22 protein-coding genes are annotated in these 14559 nt (G+C 40.7%); 19 read left to right on the forward strand and 3 right to left on the reverse strand.

Annotated features, from left to right (window positions below):
- The first annotated feature begins 50 nt into the window (after positions 1 to 50).
- The 13 genes from NST94_RS10930 to NST94_RS10990 all read left to right on the forward strand — a co-directional run bounded on the left by NST94_RS10930 (position 51) and on the right by NST94_RS10990 (position 6720).
- Positions 51 to 479: a CidA/LrgA family holin-like protein gene (locus NST94_RS10930; protein WP_256716148.1), complete on the forward strand. Its 429-nt coding sequence runs from the start codon at positions 51 to 53 to the stop codon at positions 477 to 479.
- The gene (locus NST94_RS10935) at positions 479 to 1165 is read left to right on the forward strand and encodes an LrgB family protein (RefSeq protein ID WP_036689780.1); all 687 of its coding nucleotides are present in this window, start codon (positions 479 to 481) and stop codon (positions 1163 to 1165) included. The genes NST94_RS10930 and NST94_RS10935 overlap by 1 nt, the downstream gene beginning before the upstream one ends.
- Before the next feature lie 94 nt (positions 1166 to 1259).
- On the forward strand, positions 1260 to 1439 hold the full coding sequence (locus NST94_RS10940) for a hypothetical protein (RefSeq protein WP_280752761.1): 180 nt from the start codon (positions 1260 to 1262) through the stop codon (positions 1437 to 1439).
- Between the two features lie 166 nt (positions 1440 to 1605).
- Complete coding sequence (locus tag NST94_RS10945; RefSeq protein WP_076218748.1) at positions 1606 to 1785, forward strand: hypothetical protein; 180 nt, start codon at positions 1606 to 1608, stop codon at positions 1783 to 1785.
- 165 nt (positions 1786 to 1950) lie between these two features.
- Positions 1951 to 2517: a putative ABC transporter permease gene (locus tag NST94_RS10950; RefSeq protein WP_036689784.1), complete on the forward strand. Its 567-nt coding sequence runs from the start codon at positions 1951 to 1953 to the stop codon at positions 2515 to 2517.
- Between the two features lie 146 nt (positions 2518 to 2663).
- Entirely contained in the window at positions 2664 to 3140 is a 477-nt protein-coding gene (locus NST94_RS10955) for a DUF523 domain-containing protein (protein ID WP_076218746.1), read from the forward strand.
- A gap of 49 nt (positions 3141 to 3189) precedes the next feature.
- Positions 3190 to 3336 (forward strand): hypothetical protein, encoded by a 147-nt coding sequence (locus NST94_RS10960; RefSeq protein WP_155288116.1) that lies wholly within the window; start codon positions 3190 to 3192, stop codon positions 3334 to 3336.
- A 168-nt stretch (positions 3337 to 3504) separates the two neighbouring features.
- Positions 3505 to 3954: a DUF4362 domain-containing protein gene (locus NST94_RS10965; RefSeq protein ID WP_076130343.1), complete on the forward strand. Its 450-nt coding sequence runs from the start codon at positions 3505 to 3507 to the stop codon at positions 3952 to 3954.
- A 30-nt stretch (positions 3955 to 3984) separates the two neighbouring features.
- Positions 3985 to 4458: an NUDIX domain-containing protein gene (locus NST94_RS10970; protein WP_076130372.1), complete on the forward strand. Its 474-nt coding sequence runs from the start codon at positions 3985 to 3987 to the stop codon at positions 4456 to 4458.
- A 16-nt stretch (positions 4459 to 4474) separates the two neighbouring features.
- Positions 4475 to 5062, forward strand: coding sequence for a histidine phosphatase family protein (locus NST94_RS10975; RefSeq protein ID WP_076130342.1), 588 nt, complete (start codon positions 4475 to 4477; stop codon positions 5060 to 5062).
- Positions 5035 to 5484, forward strand: coding sequence for a hypothetical protein (locus NST94_RS10980; protein WP_339281959.1), 450 nt, complete (start codon positions 5035 to 5037; stop codon positions 5482 to 5484). The genes NST94_RS10975 and NST94_RS10980 overlap by 28 nt, the downstream gene beginning before the upstream one ends.
- Before the next feature lie 9 nt (positions 5485 to 5493).
- Complete coding sequence (locus tag NST94_RS10985; protein ID WP_076218742.1) at positions 5494 to 5904, forward strand: DUF2809 domain-containing protein; 411 nt, start codon at positions 5494 to 5496, stop codon at positions 5902 to 5904.
- Positions 5905 to 5928: 24 nt separating this feature from the next.
- A complete protein-coding gene (locus NST94_RS10990) occupies positions 5929 to 6720 on the forward strand; it encodes a lipid II flippase Amj family protein (RefSeq protein ID WP_036689792.1) in 792 nt (263 codons plus the stop codon).
- 24 nt (positions 6721 to 6744) lie between these two features.
- Here NST94_RS10990 and NST94_RS10995 read toward each other — a convergent pair whose 3' ends face one another.
- Complete coding sequence (locus NST94_RS10995) at positions 6745 to 7488, reverse strand: hypothetical protein (protein ID WP_339281960.1); 744 nt, start codon at positions 7486 to 7488, stop codon at positions 6745 to 6747.
- Between the two features lie 268 nt (positions 7489 to 7756).
- On the opposite strand from NST94_RS10995, the gene NST94_RS11000 reads away from it, so the two are divergent.
- Both NST94_RS11000 and NST94_RS11005 read left to right on the forward strand, forming a co-directional pair.
- Positions 7757 to 8614 (forward strand): SDR family oxidoreductase, encoded by an 858-nt coding sequence (locus NST94_RS11000; protein WP_076130339.1) that lies wholly within the window; start codon positions 7757 to 7759, stop codon positions 8612 to 8614.
- A gap of 369 nt (positions 8615 to 8983) precedes the next feature.
- Positions 8984 to 9385 carry a DUF4265 domain-containing protein gene (locus tag NST94_RS11005; RefSeq protein ID WP_076130337.1) on the forward strand — a complete coding sequence of 134 codons (402 nt, stop codon included), beginning with the start codon at positions 8984 to 8986 and terminating at the stop codon, positions 9383 to 9385.
- Positions 9386 to 9469: 84 nt separating this feature from the next.
- Here the strand turns inward: NST94_RS11005 and NST94_RS11010 are convergent, their stop codons facing one another.
- Complete coding sequence (locus tag NST94_RS11010; RefSeq protein ID WP_076187003.1) at positions 9470 to 10447, reverse strand: alpha/beta hydrolase; 978 nt, start codon at positions 10445 to 10447, stop codon at positions 9470 to 9472.
- A gap of 156 nt (positions 10448 to 10603) precedes the next feature.
- Between NST94_RS11010 and lepB the strand changes: the two genes are divergently transcribed.
- From lepB to NST94_RS11025, 3 genes are all read left to right on the forward strand, one after another.
- On the forward strand, positions 10604 to 11101 hold the full coding sequence (gene lepB / locus NST94_RS11015) for a signal peptidase I (protein WP_076130335.1): 498 nt from the start codon (positions 10604 to 10606) through the stop codon (positions 11099 to 11101).
- A gap of 184 nt (positions 11102 to 11285) precedes the next feature.
- Positions 11286 to 12323 (forward strand): HD domain-containing phosphohydrolase, encoded by a 1038-nt coding sequence (locus NST94_RS11020; protein WP_076130334.1) that lies wholly within the window; start codon positions 11286 to 11288, stop codon positions 12321 to 12323.
- Between the two features lie 263 nt (positions 12324 to 12586).
- Positions 12587 to 13447: an alpha/beta hydrolase gene (locus tag NST94_RS11025; RefSeq protein ID WP_076303031.1), complete on the forward strand. Its 861-nt coding sequence runs from the start codon at positions 12587 to 12589 to the stop codon at positions 13445 to 13447.
- A gap of 82 nt (positions 13448 to 13529) precedes the next feature.
- On the opposite strand, the gene NST94_RS11030 is transcribed toward NST94_RS11025, so the two are convergent.
- On the reverse strand, positions 13530 to 13847 hold the full coding sequence (locus NST94_RS11030) for a MazG-like family protein (RefSeq protein WP_076130332.1): 318 nt from the start codon (positions 13845 to 13847) through the stop codon (positions 13530 to 13532).
- A gap of 97 nt (positions 13848 to 13944) precedes the next feature.
- Between NST94_RS11030 and NST94_RS11035 the strand changes: the two genes are divergently transcribed.
- A complete protein-coding gene (locus NST94_RS11035) occupies positions 13945 to 14523 on the forward strand; it encodes a TIGR00730 family Rossman fold protein (protein ID WP_076193859.1) in 579 nt (192 codons plus the stop codon).
- The last annotated feature ends 36 nt before the right edge of the window (positions 14524 to 14559 follow it).

A 14559-nucleotide genomic window follows, 5' to 3' on the forward strand; every position in this document is an offset into this window, starting at 1 on the left:
ATACCCTTATGAAGGTGACTCCATATTAGCGCTATCGCTTTAACTTAATAATGAAGGGATCCTGCATCATGAAAATCATTCGCATTATTATCCAAGTGTTCCTGCTATATTTGTTCTACTTGGCTGGGGACTATCTGCAAAAGCAACTGCATCTCCCCGTTTCCGGGAGTATCGTAGGATTACTGTTACTTTTTGTTCTATTGCTATTCAGGGTCGTGCCTGTGAAGTGGATTGAAGAGGGTGCTACAACGATATTAGCTTATCTTCCGTTATTTTTTATTCCAGCGACAGCTGGGATCGTGAATCATATGGATATCTTTAGTGGTAGAGGTTTACTATTAATCCTAATCCTTATCGTTAGCAGTGTTCTCACGATTGCCGCAGCTGCACATTCTAGCCAATGGCTTACTAGCGTAAACAACAAGCTGAAAGCGGGATGGAGCGGCAAGAGACTAAGCGAAAAGGGGAAGGAAATATAATGTTTTTTATCGCAACAGGTATTGTACTGCTTAACGTAGCTATTTATTTGATGATGTCAGTAGTATATAGACGATTTCGTATTCCTGTACTTATTCCCGCGCTTACAGCAACAGTGATTGTTGTAACTTTACTACTATATTTTCATATTCCGTATGATACATATATGATAGGCGGCCAATGGATTAATCAGCTGCTCGGTCCTGCTGTAGTATCGTTAGCCTACCCATTATATAAACAACGTAATGTGTTGATTGAGAATCTCCCGGCAATTCTGGGCGGAGCCATTGTAGGTCTGCTTATAGGGATGTTTAGTGGACTGCTTTTGGCGGCAGGTCTAGGCTTCTCTAAATTATATGTTTTATCTTTATTACCTAAATCGATCACTACACCTGTAGCGATACAGATCTCGAACAGCTTAGGTGGGGACTCTTCTTTAACCTCTGTATTTGTTATGATTGCTGGATTTACAGGTGCGATTGGCGGACCTTTTATCATCAAACTGTTTAGAATTCGTAGTGAGGTTGGAATCGGAATTGGTCTAGGAACCGCTTCTCATGCTCTAGGAACAGCAAAGGCCTTGGAATATGGTGAACAATCCGTTTCGATGAGCTCGGTTGCGATGACTGTTTGCGCCATAGTTGGCTCTTGTATCGGCCCACTTGTAGCGTGGATGATGTACCCTTAAATTATTCTTTTAATTGGACTATGTTTGCAAAACACTCCATCGGGTAACTATAACTAAGGAACAAAAAAAGCAAAGCACCTGAGGAGGATTTCACATGTCCAATCACACACAAGATGAAGCGGAAATCCGCAACAAGGGAAATAAAGAAGGCGATTCATTAGCTGAAATTAAGAAGATGGAGAACGGTGTAGACATCGAGCCAGAGGCAGATGAGTGGGTAGCCAAACCTGCTGAATCCTCACACCCAGATCCGCTTCCCGATAATTTGGAGTAAATGATTCGGAAGACAGGCTGTCCTTTAGGGGACAGTCTGTTTTTGTTGATGATATACTTAAGTATTGTATAATAAATAAAAGTACAACCTCATCAGAGTGTTTTCTCCAAGTTCGTCTTAGCTTTTCGCAAATTTCACAGATCTTTGCCAACAGGGAGGAAATGGAATGCGTAGTCGGAATGAGAACAGCCGTTACCGGCAAAAACGTGGTGAGGCTCTCGCAGGAAACTTTGAGAAAAAGTACGGTTCAAACTTTGGCGTACGCAGTGAGCTTAAGATGGATGCACTGAAGAAACCAAACGACGATCAGTTGCTGACGACACCTCATGAAGAAGAGCATAAATAATTAGAAGGTAACAAGTGGGAGACTTTTACTCCTGGAATTCTGGAATGGAGGCATAACCTTTTGGGTTATGTCTTTTTTTGTGCGCATATTTCCAGAACGATCAAGACATAATAGGGCCGGATGGACAACTAAGAAAATAATGACAACGGGAGGCGAGATTAGGTCATGATTATTCCTATATTTTCGTTAAGTGGAGATATAGCAGTTACTGTGGTGGGCCAATACTTTTTTTATTTTATGGTCTATTCCTTTTTAGGTTGGGTATTGGAAGGGACCTATAATTTATACAGTAATGGAAGCTTTCGCAAAGAAGGATTTCTAAAAGGTCCATTTAAGCCGATGTATGGCTTTGCTCCACTATTGCTATTGATTGCTAGAGATTTGACGCTGCCACTTCCGCTTTTCCTATTTCTTGCGCTAATCATTCCTTCTGCTGTTGAATTTATAAGCGGTTGGCTGTTAAAAACGGTATTCCATAAGCAATGGTGGGATTACTCAGGAATGTCTTATCAACTGCAAGGGCATATTTGCCTGCGTTTTTCTCTATATTGGTGGGGGCTTTCAGTAGCTAGTGTGTATGTAATTCAGCCGCTTATGGAGCTTTTATATTCGGGTGTTCAGCCTATTTGGAAATTCGTGCTTCCGATCGTGGGGTTCTACTTTATGGCGGATTTATTATGGACCTGCTGGAGCCGGTATCGGATGGAGAAAACCCCTCAATATCAGAAATAATGGTTTTCTATATGTGTACTACGAGTCTTCTTTTGTGTATCAAGCACAAACATTTCGTGGACAGGCATTTCGATATTGCATATCCGTTTCTAGTCATAAATAATATAGCAATATATTAAATACTAGACGGACTGGTGGCGATAACGATGACAGGGAAGATTCTAGTGAGCGCATGTCTGTTAGGGCATAAAGTACGTTATGATAATGGCGATGTTCCGTGTCTCGATGCCCGATTCCTAAAGTGGTATGAGGAAGGGCGTTTTGTCCATATTTGTCCAGAGGTAGTGGGAGGTTTGCCAACCCCTCGTCCTGACGCACAGCGGCAAGGAGATCGGGTAGTGACGGGGGCAGGCGTCGATGTTACGGAGCCATTTATGAAGGGGGCTCAAGCCACACTAAAGCTGGCTAGGGAGCATCAGGTTGCATTAGCTATTTTAAAACAAGACAGTCCTTCATGCGGAAGCCTGTATATTTATGATGGAACCTTTAAGGATACGAAAGCACCGGGAGAGGGCACCACTACGGAGCTGTTGAGGAAAAATGGGTTTAAAGTATTTGGCGAAGATCAGCTGGATGAAGTCGAGCAGGAACTCGCACGTACGGACGGGCAGGGCATTCTTTAAGTAATAAATAGGCTGTAGGATACATAGTGTGTATAAGGGGAACGAAGCAGTGTCCTTGGGAGAGGAAATGCCGTCCGATGAGCCATCCTTCATTTGGGATAGGAGGCGGACGCAGATGAGTATTGATCAGCTCATTGCTTTGCTCGTTCTTGTCATTATGATCGTACAGCTTGCTGGCACAAAAGGTAAACACTAAGTCTCACCTCATTGTAACTGCTTCCGGAGCTCAGCATTTTTTGAGTTCGGAAGCTTTTTTTGTCCACGGCTATGCATATTGTGAAATCTAAAGGATTCCTTCATAGTGATGTCTAATATACATATAGTGGGTTTTTGGGAAGTCCAAGGAAAGAAATTAGGGGGAACTATGAAATTTAGAACATGGATAATCATTGTGCAGTTATTTATGATTGCTGTGCTTGTAGGCGTGTTGGCGGCCGATCTAGGTGAGACAGGCTCAGATGAGTCTAAACATGATGATATTTTAATACATTTTGATCAAAAAGATTTAAACAGGATGAAAGAAACCGTTCAAAGGTTTAGTGAAGGTAAAGGAGATAACCTGATGTTGATTGAGCCAACCACGGATAGTGGACGGTTAATTCATGATTTCTATTCTAATGGTAAAGAGCTTCATTGGGTAAAGGATGATACAAGAGATGCATGGAGTAGTAGTCCTGGGAAGATCGAATATGTATGCCAAGCGATTGAACTAATAGAGACAGGTGAGCGGTTTAATGTCGAGTTATCTCAATGTAATGTTCAGCCAGACGGTGAGAAAATAAACGTGATCAGCTTTTTAAAAGAAAGATTATAAACCCATTTACGGAGAGGATGGATGATCAATATGCCGATGTCTGAGTACTATCAAGGGATTCGTGGGAAAGTGGGCTCAGAATTATTAATGATGCCTTCCGTAGCTGCAGTAGTAAGAAATAAAGAGGATGAGATTCTGTTCATCCGCAAGCCAGGAGAATCTTTGTGGGGATTGCCTGCGGGAGCGATTGAGCCAGGGGAGCGTCCCGGAAGAACCTTACGCAGAGAGGTATATGAAGAGACAGGGTTGATGGTTCATCCTACGTCGATTTTAGGAGTTTTTGGTGGAGCGAAATATAGATACGAATATAGTAATGGCGATCAGGTAGAATATACGGTTATTGTATTTGAGTGCTCTATCATCAGAGGAACGCTTAGAGCTATAGATGGGGAGATCGAAGAATTTAAATTTTTCAAAGAGAACGAGCTGCCAGAGATTGCAATTCTTTATCCTAGAGAGATTTTTATAAAAGACCGAGAGAAGACTGCAACGATATTTGAGTGACTGAGAGGAGTGCCTCATGAAGACATACATTTATATGGTTAGACATGCAGTGTCACCTTTTGTATTAGGGAACGAGCGGGAACGGGGATTATCCGAAAAAGGACACGCAGACGCTTATAGAATCAAAGAACTTTTGGCGGAGGAGAAAATTACATATTTTGTATCCAGCCCATATAGACGAGCCGTAGAGACAATTAAATATTTGGCAGAAGCTTCGAACCAAGAGATTGAACTGTATGAAGAACTCAGAGAACGAGCAATCGGAAGTGTCGAGATTGAAATCAGTGAAGATGATTTTCTGCAGGGCATTCGGACATCGTTCAACGACAAGCAATATAAAATGCCGGATGGAGAGAGTACCCAGGAAGCACAAGAGCGTGCAATTCCTGTCATCAAGCAATTAATTCAACAGCATAAAGGCGGAAAAATCGCATTAGGTACGCATGGGAATATCATGACCATTATCCTGAATTACTTCGATAAGAAGTATGGATATGAGTTCTTTGAACAGACGTCCAAGCCGGATATTTATAAGCTGGAATTTGAAGAATTGGAGCTTACCCATGTGGAGCGGCTGTGGGACTCCGAAGTGCTGAACAGATGAAATATTTTATAAAGCTGAATGCATTAAGCGTACTTTATGCCTTTATGTTGTTTGTTGTAATAGAGCTGCCATTGAATATTTATCGAATCAGCAGAATTTCCGGCTTGGAGCTGGGAAAAGTAGATACCTTGCTGTTTATCTTCAAGCTTGTTTTATTTTTATTATCTTCTATAGTATTTATTTGGCTTACAAAAAAATATTTGAGCGGAAAAAAATCCATGTATTTCACTACGATCCTATGGTTTCCCTATTTGATTCTGTTCATTAGTTTATTCGCAACCTGGTTCCCAATTACAGAACCTGCAGATAAACCTGCACCGGTAACAGGACTGATCATAATAGGGGCCATGATTATTTATCCGTTTTATATCGCAATGATTAGTATTATCGCAAGCATCAATTTTAAGTCAGAAGCTGGATAGAGGTTGGAAATGAGGATCAATGATCTGAAAGAAAGACTTTTTTATATTTGTATCTGCCTCGTTGTTATTGTATTGGGGTTAAGCACTAGAGTATTCACGGATCAGCTGCCTTTGTTTGTATCTAGACATTTCGGAGATGCGCTTTGGGGCAGTATGGTTTATTTTATGTTTCGGGTTCTACTGGTAAATCAAAAGCTAAGGCTCGCCTTTGTATGGAGTTTGGTGTTTAGCTTCGGCATAGAATTTAGCCAGCTGTATCAAGCGGAGTGGATCAACAGCATCCGTTCTACAGTATTGGGTGGTCTAATTCTCGGAAAAGGATTCCTGTGGATCGACCTTGTTAGATATTTAGTGGGCATTGCCCTTTGTTATGGATTGGATCAATACTTTCACCAAAAGGTGCACCGAAATAATAAATAGTGTTTATTGGAGAGGAACCTTTAAATGGTAAATAGTTTGATTGTGGTATGCTTGCTTACGATGATTATTCACACGGCAGAAACCTTATCGTATTCGGTACGATACGCCGGAGTGAAGCTGAACAAGATAGCCATTGCGTTATCTCTCACAGGCATTATTGTTCTCGTCTCAAGAACTGCAAATATGATCCAAGCTCCACTGACGGCTAAATTCGTAGATTATGCCAAAATACATTCCGATTTTCCACTTCTTAATTACTTGAGAATTATATTATTGGCTTCTTCATTAGGGACTTTAATTGCCATTGCTGTGTTCCCTACCTTTGTAGGCTTGTTTGGGAGAATCATCTCTAAGCTTGAAATCGAAGGTTCTATCCCAAAACTGCTTACCAGTGTGACGATCGGGCAACTTAAGAACACAAGAAAATACATAAGAAAACCAAAAGTGAACTTATATAACTTCAGATACCTGGGGATTCCTAAACGTTTTATTGTGATGAATGTTTTTGTTACAGCCTTTTACACCGTAGGTGTTATATCATCTTTGTACGCTGCTCATCTAATGCCTCAATATAGCACGACTGCTTCTCAAGCTTCCGGACTGATTAACGGTATGGCGACTATTCTGCTGACCATATTTATCGACCCACAGCTTGGTCTTATTACCCATAAGGCTACTGAAAATGTAGAATACCGTGATCAGCTAGGAAAAATATATGTGGTATTGATGGGTTCACGATTTGTAGGCACTATATTTGCTCAGCTCCTAATTGTGCCTGCAGCCCAATTAATTAGTATGTTAGTGAAGCTGATTTGAGCCGGTGGGGTCGAATCATAATCATTAGGGAAGTTTAGATTCTGCTGCTCGTAGTGCTGGCGAAGTCTTCTGTTCCCAGCTGTAAATATTCTGCTGCATGGAATGAATTCGTTTCATTTGCTCATAGGATGATTTCAATTCTGTGGCGGCTCTAACTGCATCTCCTTGCTTAACAGCTGCTTTATATTGTTTGTCAGCTTCCGCGCGTACTTTCTGCGTGGCAGCGAGATTCTTACTCTCGGCAGTTATTTGTTTCTTTAAAGCAGTGATGGGTGCCAACGCATCTTTGACGGGTTTAAGCTTAGCAGCGGTTTGCTTGCGAGCGGCTGCCAAAGCGGTTGTCTTTGTCTTAATTTCGGCTCGGGCGAGGGTTACAGCAGCCTTTAGTTTATTACGCTTCAGGTCCAGCAATGTGACTGTTTTCAAGTCTTTAGCTTTCTTGGCTGCGGTAGACTGTTTACTGAGTGTGCTGTATTGTTCCAGAAGGGGAGCATGTTTCTTCTGAACTGAGCTAGCTTCTGAAGATAAGCGGCTTAACAGTGCTTGATCTGTTGACTGTATGACGGTACGAATAGATTTCAGAGCGTCATTATTCTGTTTGCGTAACTTCTGAATTTTTGAGTTATCTGTCTTGAGGGTGGCTTGAAGCGCGGTATAATTACCATGAAGACTGTTAATGTCATCCAGCGCGGAATCCCAGCCAGTAGCAGCAGACACAAGTGTGAGGTTACAGGTTAAGAAAGCTGCTACCAGCACTACTTGAGCCATCCATTTTAAACCCCTAATTCTGAAAATGTTCGTTCTACATCTGACGGTGTTTTTTGGCTTAAACATTCCTCTCAGCTCCTTAATGAATTAGTTAATATACGCAAAAAAGCACCTCCAAGATAGGCATTGACGCCTGTCTTGCGAGGTGCTTCTCCCGCACAGAAATATAAAAGATGCTCTTACTATAACTTGAAATTAATGGATAGTCAATGAATAATAGAACATTTGTGCTTGTTTTTGTAATTGTGAAATACAAAGGGGAGTAAATATGAGTTCACATCTAGAGTATGGGCACGATCGTGTGGCCCTGATTACCGGAACCTCCAGTGGATTTGGACTGCTGACGGCGCTCAAATTAGCTGGACAGGGGTTTAAGGTGATAGCAACCATGCGTGATTTAAGCCGTAAAGGCGAGCTGGTGCAGCAGGCAGAACAGGCAGGAATTTTAAAGCAGCTTCATTTAATGACCATGGATGTAACTGACAGCGATTCTATAGAGACAGCAATATCTTCAGTACACGAAACATTTGGAAGAATTGATGTTCTAGTCAATAATGCAGGTTTTGCCATTGGTGGTTTCATAGAAGAAATATCTATGGAGGAATGGCGGCGGCAAATGGAGACGAACTTTTTTGGATTAGTGGCTGTGACAACAGCTGTGCTGCCCATTATGCGAGAACAGCAGAGCGGCACGATTATTAATGTGGGAAGTGTAAGTGGATTATCCGGATTTCCAGGTTATGCGCCTTATGCAGCTTCTAAATTTGCTGTTGAAGGCTTCAGCGAAAGCCTGCGTCATGAAATGTCCCCTTATGGAATAAGGGTGGTATTAATTGAACCGGGCTCCTTCCGAACACCGATATGGGGAAAAGGCATGGAGCAAATTCGACGTAAGGAGGATTCTCCGTATAAAGCGCGTCTTGACGCTGTGCTACGATATTCCAAACATACTGCTGAGACAGCGCCTGACCCTAGTCAAGTAGCTAATCTTATCGGTCGTATTACCGAAATGAAGGCACCACGGCTACGTTATCCTATCGGCAAAGGTACGCGAATCTTAATCTTAGGCAAAACGCTGCTTCCATGGAAGTGGCTGGAGAGAATTATTGCGAAAGAATTGAGGTGATAGGATGGAGTCATCCATAAATTTAACAATCATTAAACTAATAGGTTATGTGTCCAGTTTGATGACCGTTTTTTTATGGCTAATTTTTATATTCATCAATCCTTATGCTGAGATTACGAATCGCTCCACTCTTGTGATTAGTATAATTATGTTGTTATTACCGGCGGGGTTATTAGCAATAGGTGTCTTTTTAAACAGAAGTCGGCTAATGCTGCTTGCATTTGTCTGGAGTTTTCCCTACAGTTTATATATGTTATTAACACCCGGAATCTTTAGGTTGTTCGGGATTACGAGTCTAATGTATTTACTTTGTTTTGTGTTATTTAGAATGAACAAGATTAGATATTGAACAAGGATAGAGGTGTGCCGATGCTAGAATCGTCCGGAATCCATATCTGCTTCAACGCAGATGGCCGTGAAATAGAAATCCTCGATGTTACTCCATTTGGCAAAGATAAATTTCGAATTGAAGAGACACCGATTTTTAATCCGGCTGTTACAATGGGAGATATTATACAGGTGAAGGAAGAAAATGGAGTCTATTATTACCAAGAGACTGTTCAGAAATCTCCTTTCAAAAGATACGCTTGGCTGCTTAGTAAAGAAGCTGTTGATTCAACGGCCATTGCAGCTTTTAAACATAGAATTATAGAGAATGAAGGCAAATGTGAGTTGATCTTTGGCGGTTTGTTCGTCATTCATATTCCTAAGAATACTTCAATTGATGTTGATGGGGAAATGAATCGAATTATTGAGCGGTTCGAGATTTAAATACTAAGGAAAAAATGCTGCGTCATGAAATGCAAGGAAACTTGCACATGATGACCGCAGCATGGAGAATAGAAGAAACGCTTTTTATTTTATTTCTTCCATAAATGTCTTAAAATTTTCGGCGATTTCTTTTGATTTGGTATGGTGCAGATAATGTCCTGCATCAAGTTTTACCAATTTTCCTTGTACGGAATTTTTGACTTGCTCTTCATGCAATGATATCCAATCTTTTAAGAGAGTATCATCCCCTTGAACAAAGAGCAAAAGGGGGAGATCCTTTGGAAAAGTTGAATTTAGAGCCCCTTTATAATTAGAAGACATATGTTCCACTTCATTTAAGTTAGTGTAATTATAAGTGTTTCTAAGCGTAAGCAATCTCAATTGTTCTTTAGTTTCATCATCAAACGGCAATTCAGCATAGGGATTTCCACTTGATTTAAATAACAATCTGCCCAAGCCTGATTCTCTAAGTAGTTTTAATTTTCCTGTTGGTATTTTAACACCTATTCTGTCTTCCGTTGCAATACTATTATCAATCCCGACAAATGCACTCACTTCGTTTGGATATTTGTTCACATAATTCAAACTGTACATACCGGAAATAGAGTGTGCCATTAGAATATAACGGTCAATATTAAGCTGCTTTACAGCTTCATGAATTTCACTCACAATGTTTTCTGTGGTTCGCTCTTTTTCAGTTCTATCACTTAATCCATAACCGAAAGGCTCAATCACGACAACTTTGTAAAATGGAGATAGTTCATCTATTAACAGCTTAAAATCAAGTCCCGGTGCCACCGTTCCATAACCAGGTAAGAGCACGACTGTCTCTTCACCCTTTCCTTGAATCAAAACGTTCATATTTTTACCATCGACGCTTACAGACTGACCATAGGGTTTTATTTTAGCTTGGTCCGATTTATTGAGGAAAATATTAGCGACAAAAACAGTCACTAGAAAAAGTACTATTGCAGTAGCTAAAGCCCCTAAGGAAATAAGTATAATTTTCAGCGGTTTATTCATCCTTTTTTTAATAACCTCTTCTTCTGGTTTCAATCGCATCTTCTCCTGTTCTAATCGCTTTATTCTAGCTATCTTAATGAGTTGCTAAAGAAAGCTTACCCGATGAAGATGAACTATACATGACGACAATATGAACTGAATATGAACCAGCTAAAAAAAGTTTGACTCTATAAAATGAATGTGAGGTGAGCAATAATGTTGAAATTTATGAAGCAATGGTTGCCGAGTATTGTGATCGCAGTGGTTATTTCTTTGTTTGTTAGAACCTATGTTGCTGAAGCCATGAGAGTTCCAACGGGCTCTATGATCCCAACGATTCAAATCAATGATCGCTTAATTGTTGAGAAAATGTTATGGATGACCACACTGGAGCATGGAGATATTGTTGTATTTACGCCACCTGTAGCTGGTGATGAGAATAAAAGATATGTAAAAAGGCTAATGGGGCTGCCTGGAGATACCTTGGAAATTAAAGATGGCGCACTTTACCGAAACGGAGCGAAGGTTAACGAACCTTACCTCAATGAACAGATGGATTACACTTTTGGACCGGTTACGGTACCCGCCGATCATTATTTTTTTCTCGGAGATAACCGGAATATAAGCTATGATGCTCATCTGTGGGATACTCCATTTGTGTCGAAGGATAAGTTGATTGGGAAAGTAATCGCTGAATTTAGCAATCCCTTTTAGGTAGTGTGTAAGACGGATAAATGTAAGGCTTAATCTCTAAAAATAGATTTAGGGGTGCTGAAGTCGCGGGGGTCTTTTGAACTAACCGAGTGCTTTAATGAGTCTTTAACCATATTGTTACTTTGGAAGAATTTAGCTATCCTTAAGGTAAAATATACCTACATATAGTAAGGGGTGCTGAATTTTGAAAGCTCATGTCACAGATCTCAAACATGGCGATTGTCTAATCACAGATACATTCAATAGTGTTGGCCTACACGTGCTTCCGAAGGGGACAGTGGTCTACGGAGAAGAAATCACCATCCTGATGAGGCATCAGATTGATTATGTCGATATTGAACCACGCATGATGGTGCTGGATAATGAAGAAATGAATGTGGCACAAGGGATAGATGGTAATTTTGATCAAGCCATCCAAAACTATGAATCTATATTTCTGGAAGCACTCAGCAAGGGTAGCTTTACGCAGTCGGATGTTGATAATACGCTGCAGCCATTGCTGGAGAAATTGGATGAACAAAAGGATGTCGTTTCTTTATTATTGCTGCTGGAACGTGATGATATCAGTACATACAATCATTCATTGCAGGTCGGACTGTTATCGTTTTACATAGCGACTTGGTTAGGTCATACAAAAGCCGAAAGATTTGAGATTAGTAGAGCCGGTTATTTGCACGATATCGGAAAAAGCCAGATTGCTCCACATATCTTAAATAAGACGGATAACTTAACTCCCGAAGAATCAGAAGAACTAAAACGTCATACTACGTATGGATACGACATTATCCTTAAATCGATGAATGACGAAAAGACCGCACTAGTGGCGCTTCAGCATCATGAATTCGAGGATGGTACAGGTTATCCTAACAATCTCCGTAAACAGGACTTGCACCCGTATACGCAGATTGTTGCTGTCGCAAATACTTATGTAGGCATGACCTTAGGAAGAGCGAATCAACCGAAACAAGGCCTGATTAACGTTTTGCGCAAGGTACATGAGCTTGGATTTGGCAAGCTGAATGGAAATGCGGTACAAGCTCTGATCGGACATTTATTGCCGAATTTTGTGGGTAAGAGCGTTCAGCTTAGCAATGGTGAGCAAGGTACGATTATTATGAATAATCCGTTGGATATTTTCAAACCTCTGGTAAAAATAAATGAGACTACGTTCAGAGACTTATCTAAAGAGCGTAATTTGACTGTTGAAGAAGTATTTATTTAACGAATATTTTTGTGGCGATAAATAGGAGGCTATCTCACTGATCCGTAAAATCAGGGGATAGCTTTTTTGTGTTATAATCGAAATTGGGTTAAAAACCCTTCAATATGGAATAGGAGAGTGCTTATCGTGATTATCAAATTCATTCGTTTACGTTAATTTGAGGTGCAATTCAATGATGACATCATCCATTTTTTTGAAAATGTATTGAGTCTTATTTAACTGTGCATTCATTGATAAAATTCGAATGAAATGAGGAATGAACAATGAGCGAAAAAATAGTAAAAGTAAACGGAATTGATATATGTTCGGAAAGTTTTGGAAATCCTAGCAATCCTGCGATATTGCTGATTATGGGTGCCACCTGTTCTATGGTTTATTGGGATGAAGAGTTCTGTCAGCGATTAGCAGATACCGGACGTTACGTTATTCGTTATGATAACCGGGATGTCGGACGTTCCGTTGTTTATGAGCCTGGGAGTTCCAATTATACCGTGATGGACATGGCAAATGATGCTGCTGGGTTACTAGACGCCTATAATATAGAACAGGCAAATATCGTTGGAATGTCCTTAGGCGGAATGATTGCGCAAGTCCTTGCTACACGTCATCCGCAAAAAGTTCTAACCTTAACCTTGATCGCATCAAGTTTTTTCGAATCTGACGATAATGATCGGAACTTGCCTCCTATGGATGAGCGGATCCTCGCATTCCATGCAAATGGAGCAACACTGGATTGGTCTAATGAGGAAGAGGTAGCCAATTATTTGGTTTCAGGTTCCGGCATACTCTGTGGTTCAAAACATAAATTCGATGAGAAAAGAGCGTATAAACAAGTAAGGCTGGAAATAAAACGTGCCAACAACTTGCTTAGCATGTTTAATCATTCTCTTCTTACAGGGGATGACGGCTACGAGGGCAAGGCAAAAAATATCATGGTTCCTACCTTGGTTATCCACGGCACAGAAGACACGGTGCTTCCTATAGAGCATGGCTTGGCGCTTGCGGCGGAAATTCCTGATGCGTCGCTTCTAACCCTGGAAGGAACGGGCCACGAAGTCCACCCGGATGATTGGGAAACAATAATCAAAGCCATTTCGAATCATACTTTAGGCGGTAAAGCTTAACAGGGCTTAAAGAGTAAAATAAAGAAGGGCTACAATTCGGTCTTGCCGATTGTAGTCCTATTTTTTTAGGATTACTTCGTCCCTAGGAATTAAATCGTTTCACTAATTTTTCTTTATGTGCAGTAAAAGCTTCTTCTAATGTGATGCCATATAAGTCGGCTAACAATGCGATATTTCCGAGAACATCCCCGATTTCCTCAATCAAGTCGTTTTTCAGTTGCTCTGGAGTACGAGTCGATTCATCCGGTCGATCTCTGCCGATTTCATAGGAGCGTACAGCTCGAGCGACTTCACCGGTCTCTTCCATTAAGAATCCGACTCTTATAAAAGGACCATAAGTAGTCCAGCCTCGTTCTCCATAAAAATGATTAATCCATTTCTGCACATCATTAATTTCCATATTATGTAGCACTCCTTAATCTATCACATGATTTATACTCCAACATATAGTATATTAGATAGCGGACATTATCAATATATAGTTTGGAGATGAGATTTTGAAATCAATATGTGTTTTCGCAGGATCGAATTTAGGGGTGCATGAGGATTATAAAGCTAAAGCTGTTGAACTTGGTAACTACATGGCTATGCATAATTATCGTTTAATTTACGGTGGTTCAAAAATCGGATTAATGGGTGAAGTCGCTAATGCTGTTTTGAATGGTGGAGGCGAGGTAATCGGGGTAATGCCTAGAGGATTATTTAATGGGGAAATGGTACATAGAGAGTTAACGCAGTTGATAGAAGTAGAGGATATGCATGGCCGTAAAGCAAAAATGGGAGAGCTGGCAGATGGCTTTATTGCTTTGCCTGGAGGGTTTGGAACGTATGAGGAGCTCTTTGAGGTTTTGTGCTGGTCACAAATTGGCATACACAAGAAGCCGGTAGGGGTTCTAAATATCAGGAATTATTTTGATCCTCTGATGAATCTGATACATAACAGTATCCAAGAAGGCTTCTCTAATTCTTCGCATCTAAGTCTGCTAAACGTATCCAACGAGCCGTTGGAACTCTTGACTCTTTTGAAGGAGTATGTTCCGCAAACGCTTGAGCAAAAGTGGAAACAGCTCAACTGAATAATGAAACTTTCAGTTTAATGATCGGGTACTCGG

The organism is Paenibacillus sp. FSL H8-0282 (genome assembly GCF_037963825.1).
Taxonomy (GTDB): Bacteria; Bacillota; Bacilli; order Paenibacillales; family Paenibacillaceae; genus Paenibacillus_AQ; species Paenibacillus_AQ odorifer.

Bases quoted from the DNA above. Each gene is read 5' to 3' on its own strand.
- NST94_RS10930 (WP_256716148.1), top strand. From the start codon at position 51: ATGAAGGGATCCTGCATCATGAAAATCATTCGCATTATTATCCAAGTG.
- NST94_RS10935 (WP_036689780.1), top strand. From the start codon at position 479: ATGTTTTTTATCGCAACAGGTATTGTACTGCTTAACGTAGCTATTTAT.
- NST94_RS10940 (WP_280752761.1), top strand. From the start codon at position 1,260: ATGTCCAATCACACACAAGATGAAGCGGAAATCCGCAACAAGGGAAAT.
- NST94_RS10945 (WP_076218748.1), top strand. From the start codon at position 1,606: ATGCGTAGTCGGAATGAGAACAGCCGTTACCGGCAAAAACGTGGTGAG.
- NST94_RS10950 (WP_036689784.1), top strand. From the start codon at position 1,951: ATGATTATTCCTATATTTTCGTTAAGTGGAGATATAGCAGTTACTGTG.
- NST94_RS10955 (WP_076218746.1), top strand. From the start codon at position 2,664: ATGACAGGGAAGATTCTAGTGAGCGCATGTCTGTTAGGGCATAAAGTA.
- NST94_RS10965 (WP_076130343.1), top strand. From the start codon at position 3,505: ATGAAATTTAGAACATGGATAATCATTGTGCAGTTATTTATGATTGCT.
- NST94_RS10970 (WP_076130372.1), top strand. From the start codon at position 3,985: ATGCCGATGTCTGAGTACTATCAAGGGATTCGTGGGAAAGTGGGCTCA.
- NST94_RS10975 (WP_076130342.1), top strand. From the start codon at position 4,475: ATGAAGACATACATTTATATGGTTAGACATGCAGTGTCACCTTTTGTA.
- NST94_RS10985 (WP_076218742.1), top strand. From the start codon at position 5,494: ATGAGGATCAATGATCTGAAAGAAAGACTTTTTTATATTTGTATCTGC.
- NST94_RS10990 (WP_036689792.1), top strand. From the start codon at position 5,929: ATGGTAAATAGTTTGATTGTGGTATGCTTGCTTACGATGATTATTCAC.
- NST94_RS10995 (WP_339281960.1), bottom strand. From the start codon at position 7,488: ATGGCTCAAGTAGTGCTGGTAGCAGCTTTCTTAACCTGTAACCTCACA.
- NST94_RS11000 (WP_076130339.1), top strand. From the start codon at position 7,757: ATGAGTTCACATCTAGAGTATGGGCACGATCGTGTGGCCCTGATTACC.
- NST94_RS11005 (WP_076130337.1), top strand. From the start codon at position 8,984: ATGCTAGAATCGTCCGGAATCCATATCTGCTTCAACGCAGATGGCCGT.
- NST94_RS11010 (WP_076187003.1), bottom strand. From the start codon at position 10,447: ATGCGATTGAAACCAGAAGAAGAGGTTATTAAAAAAAGGATGAATAAA.
- lepB (WP_076130335.1), top strand. From the start codon at position 10,604: ATGTTGAAATTTATGAAGCAATGGTTGCCGAGTATTGTGATCGCAGTG.
- NST94_RS11025 (WP_076303031.1), top strand. From the start codon at position 12,587: ATGAGCGAAAAAATAGTAAAAGTAAACGGAATTGATATATGTTCGGAA.
- NST94_RS11030 (WP_076130332.1), bottom strand. From the start codon at position 13,847: ATGGAAATTAATGATGTGCAGAAATGGATTAATCATTTTTATGGAGAA.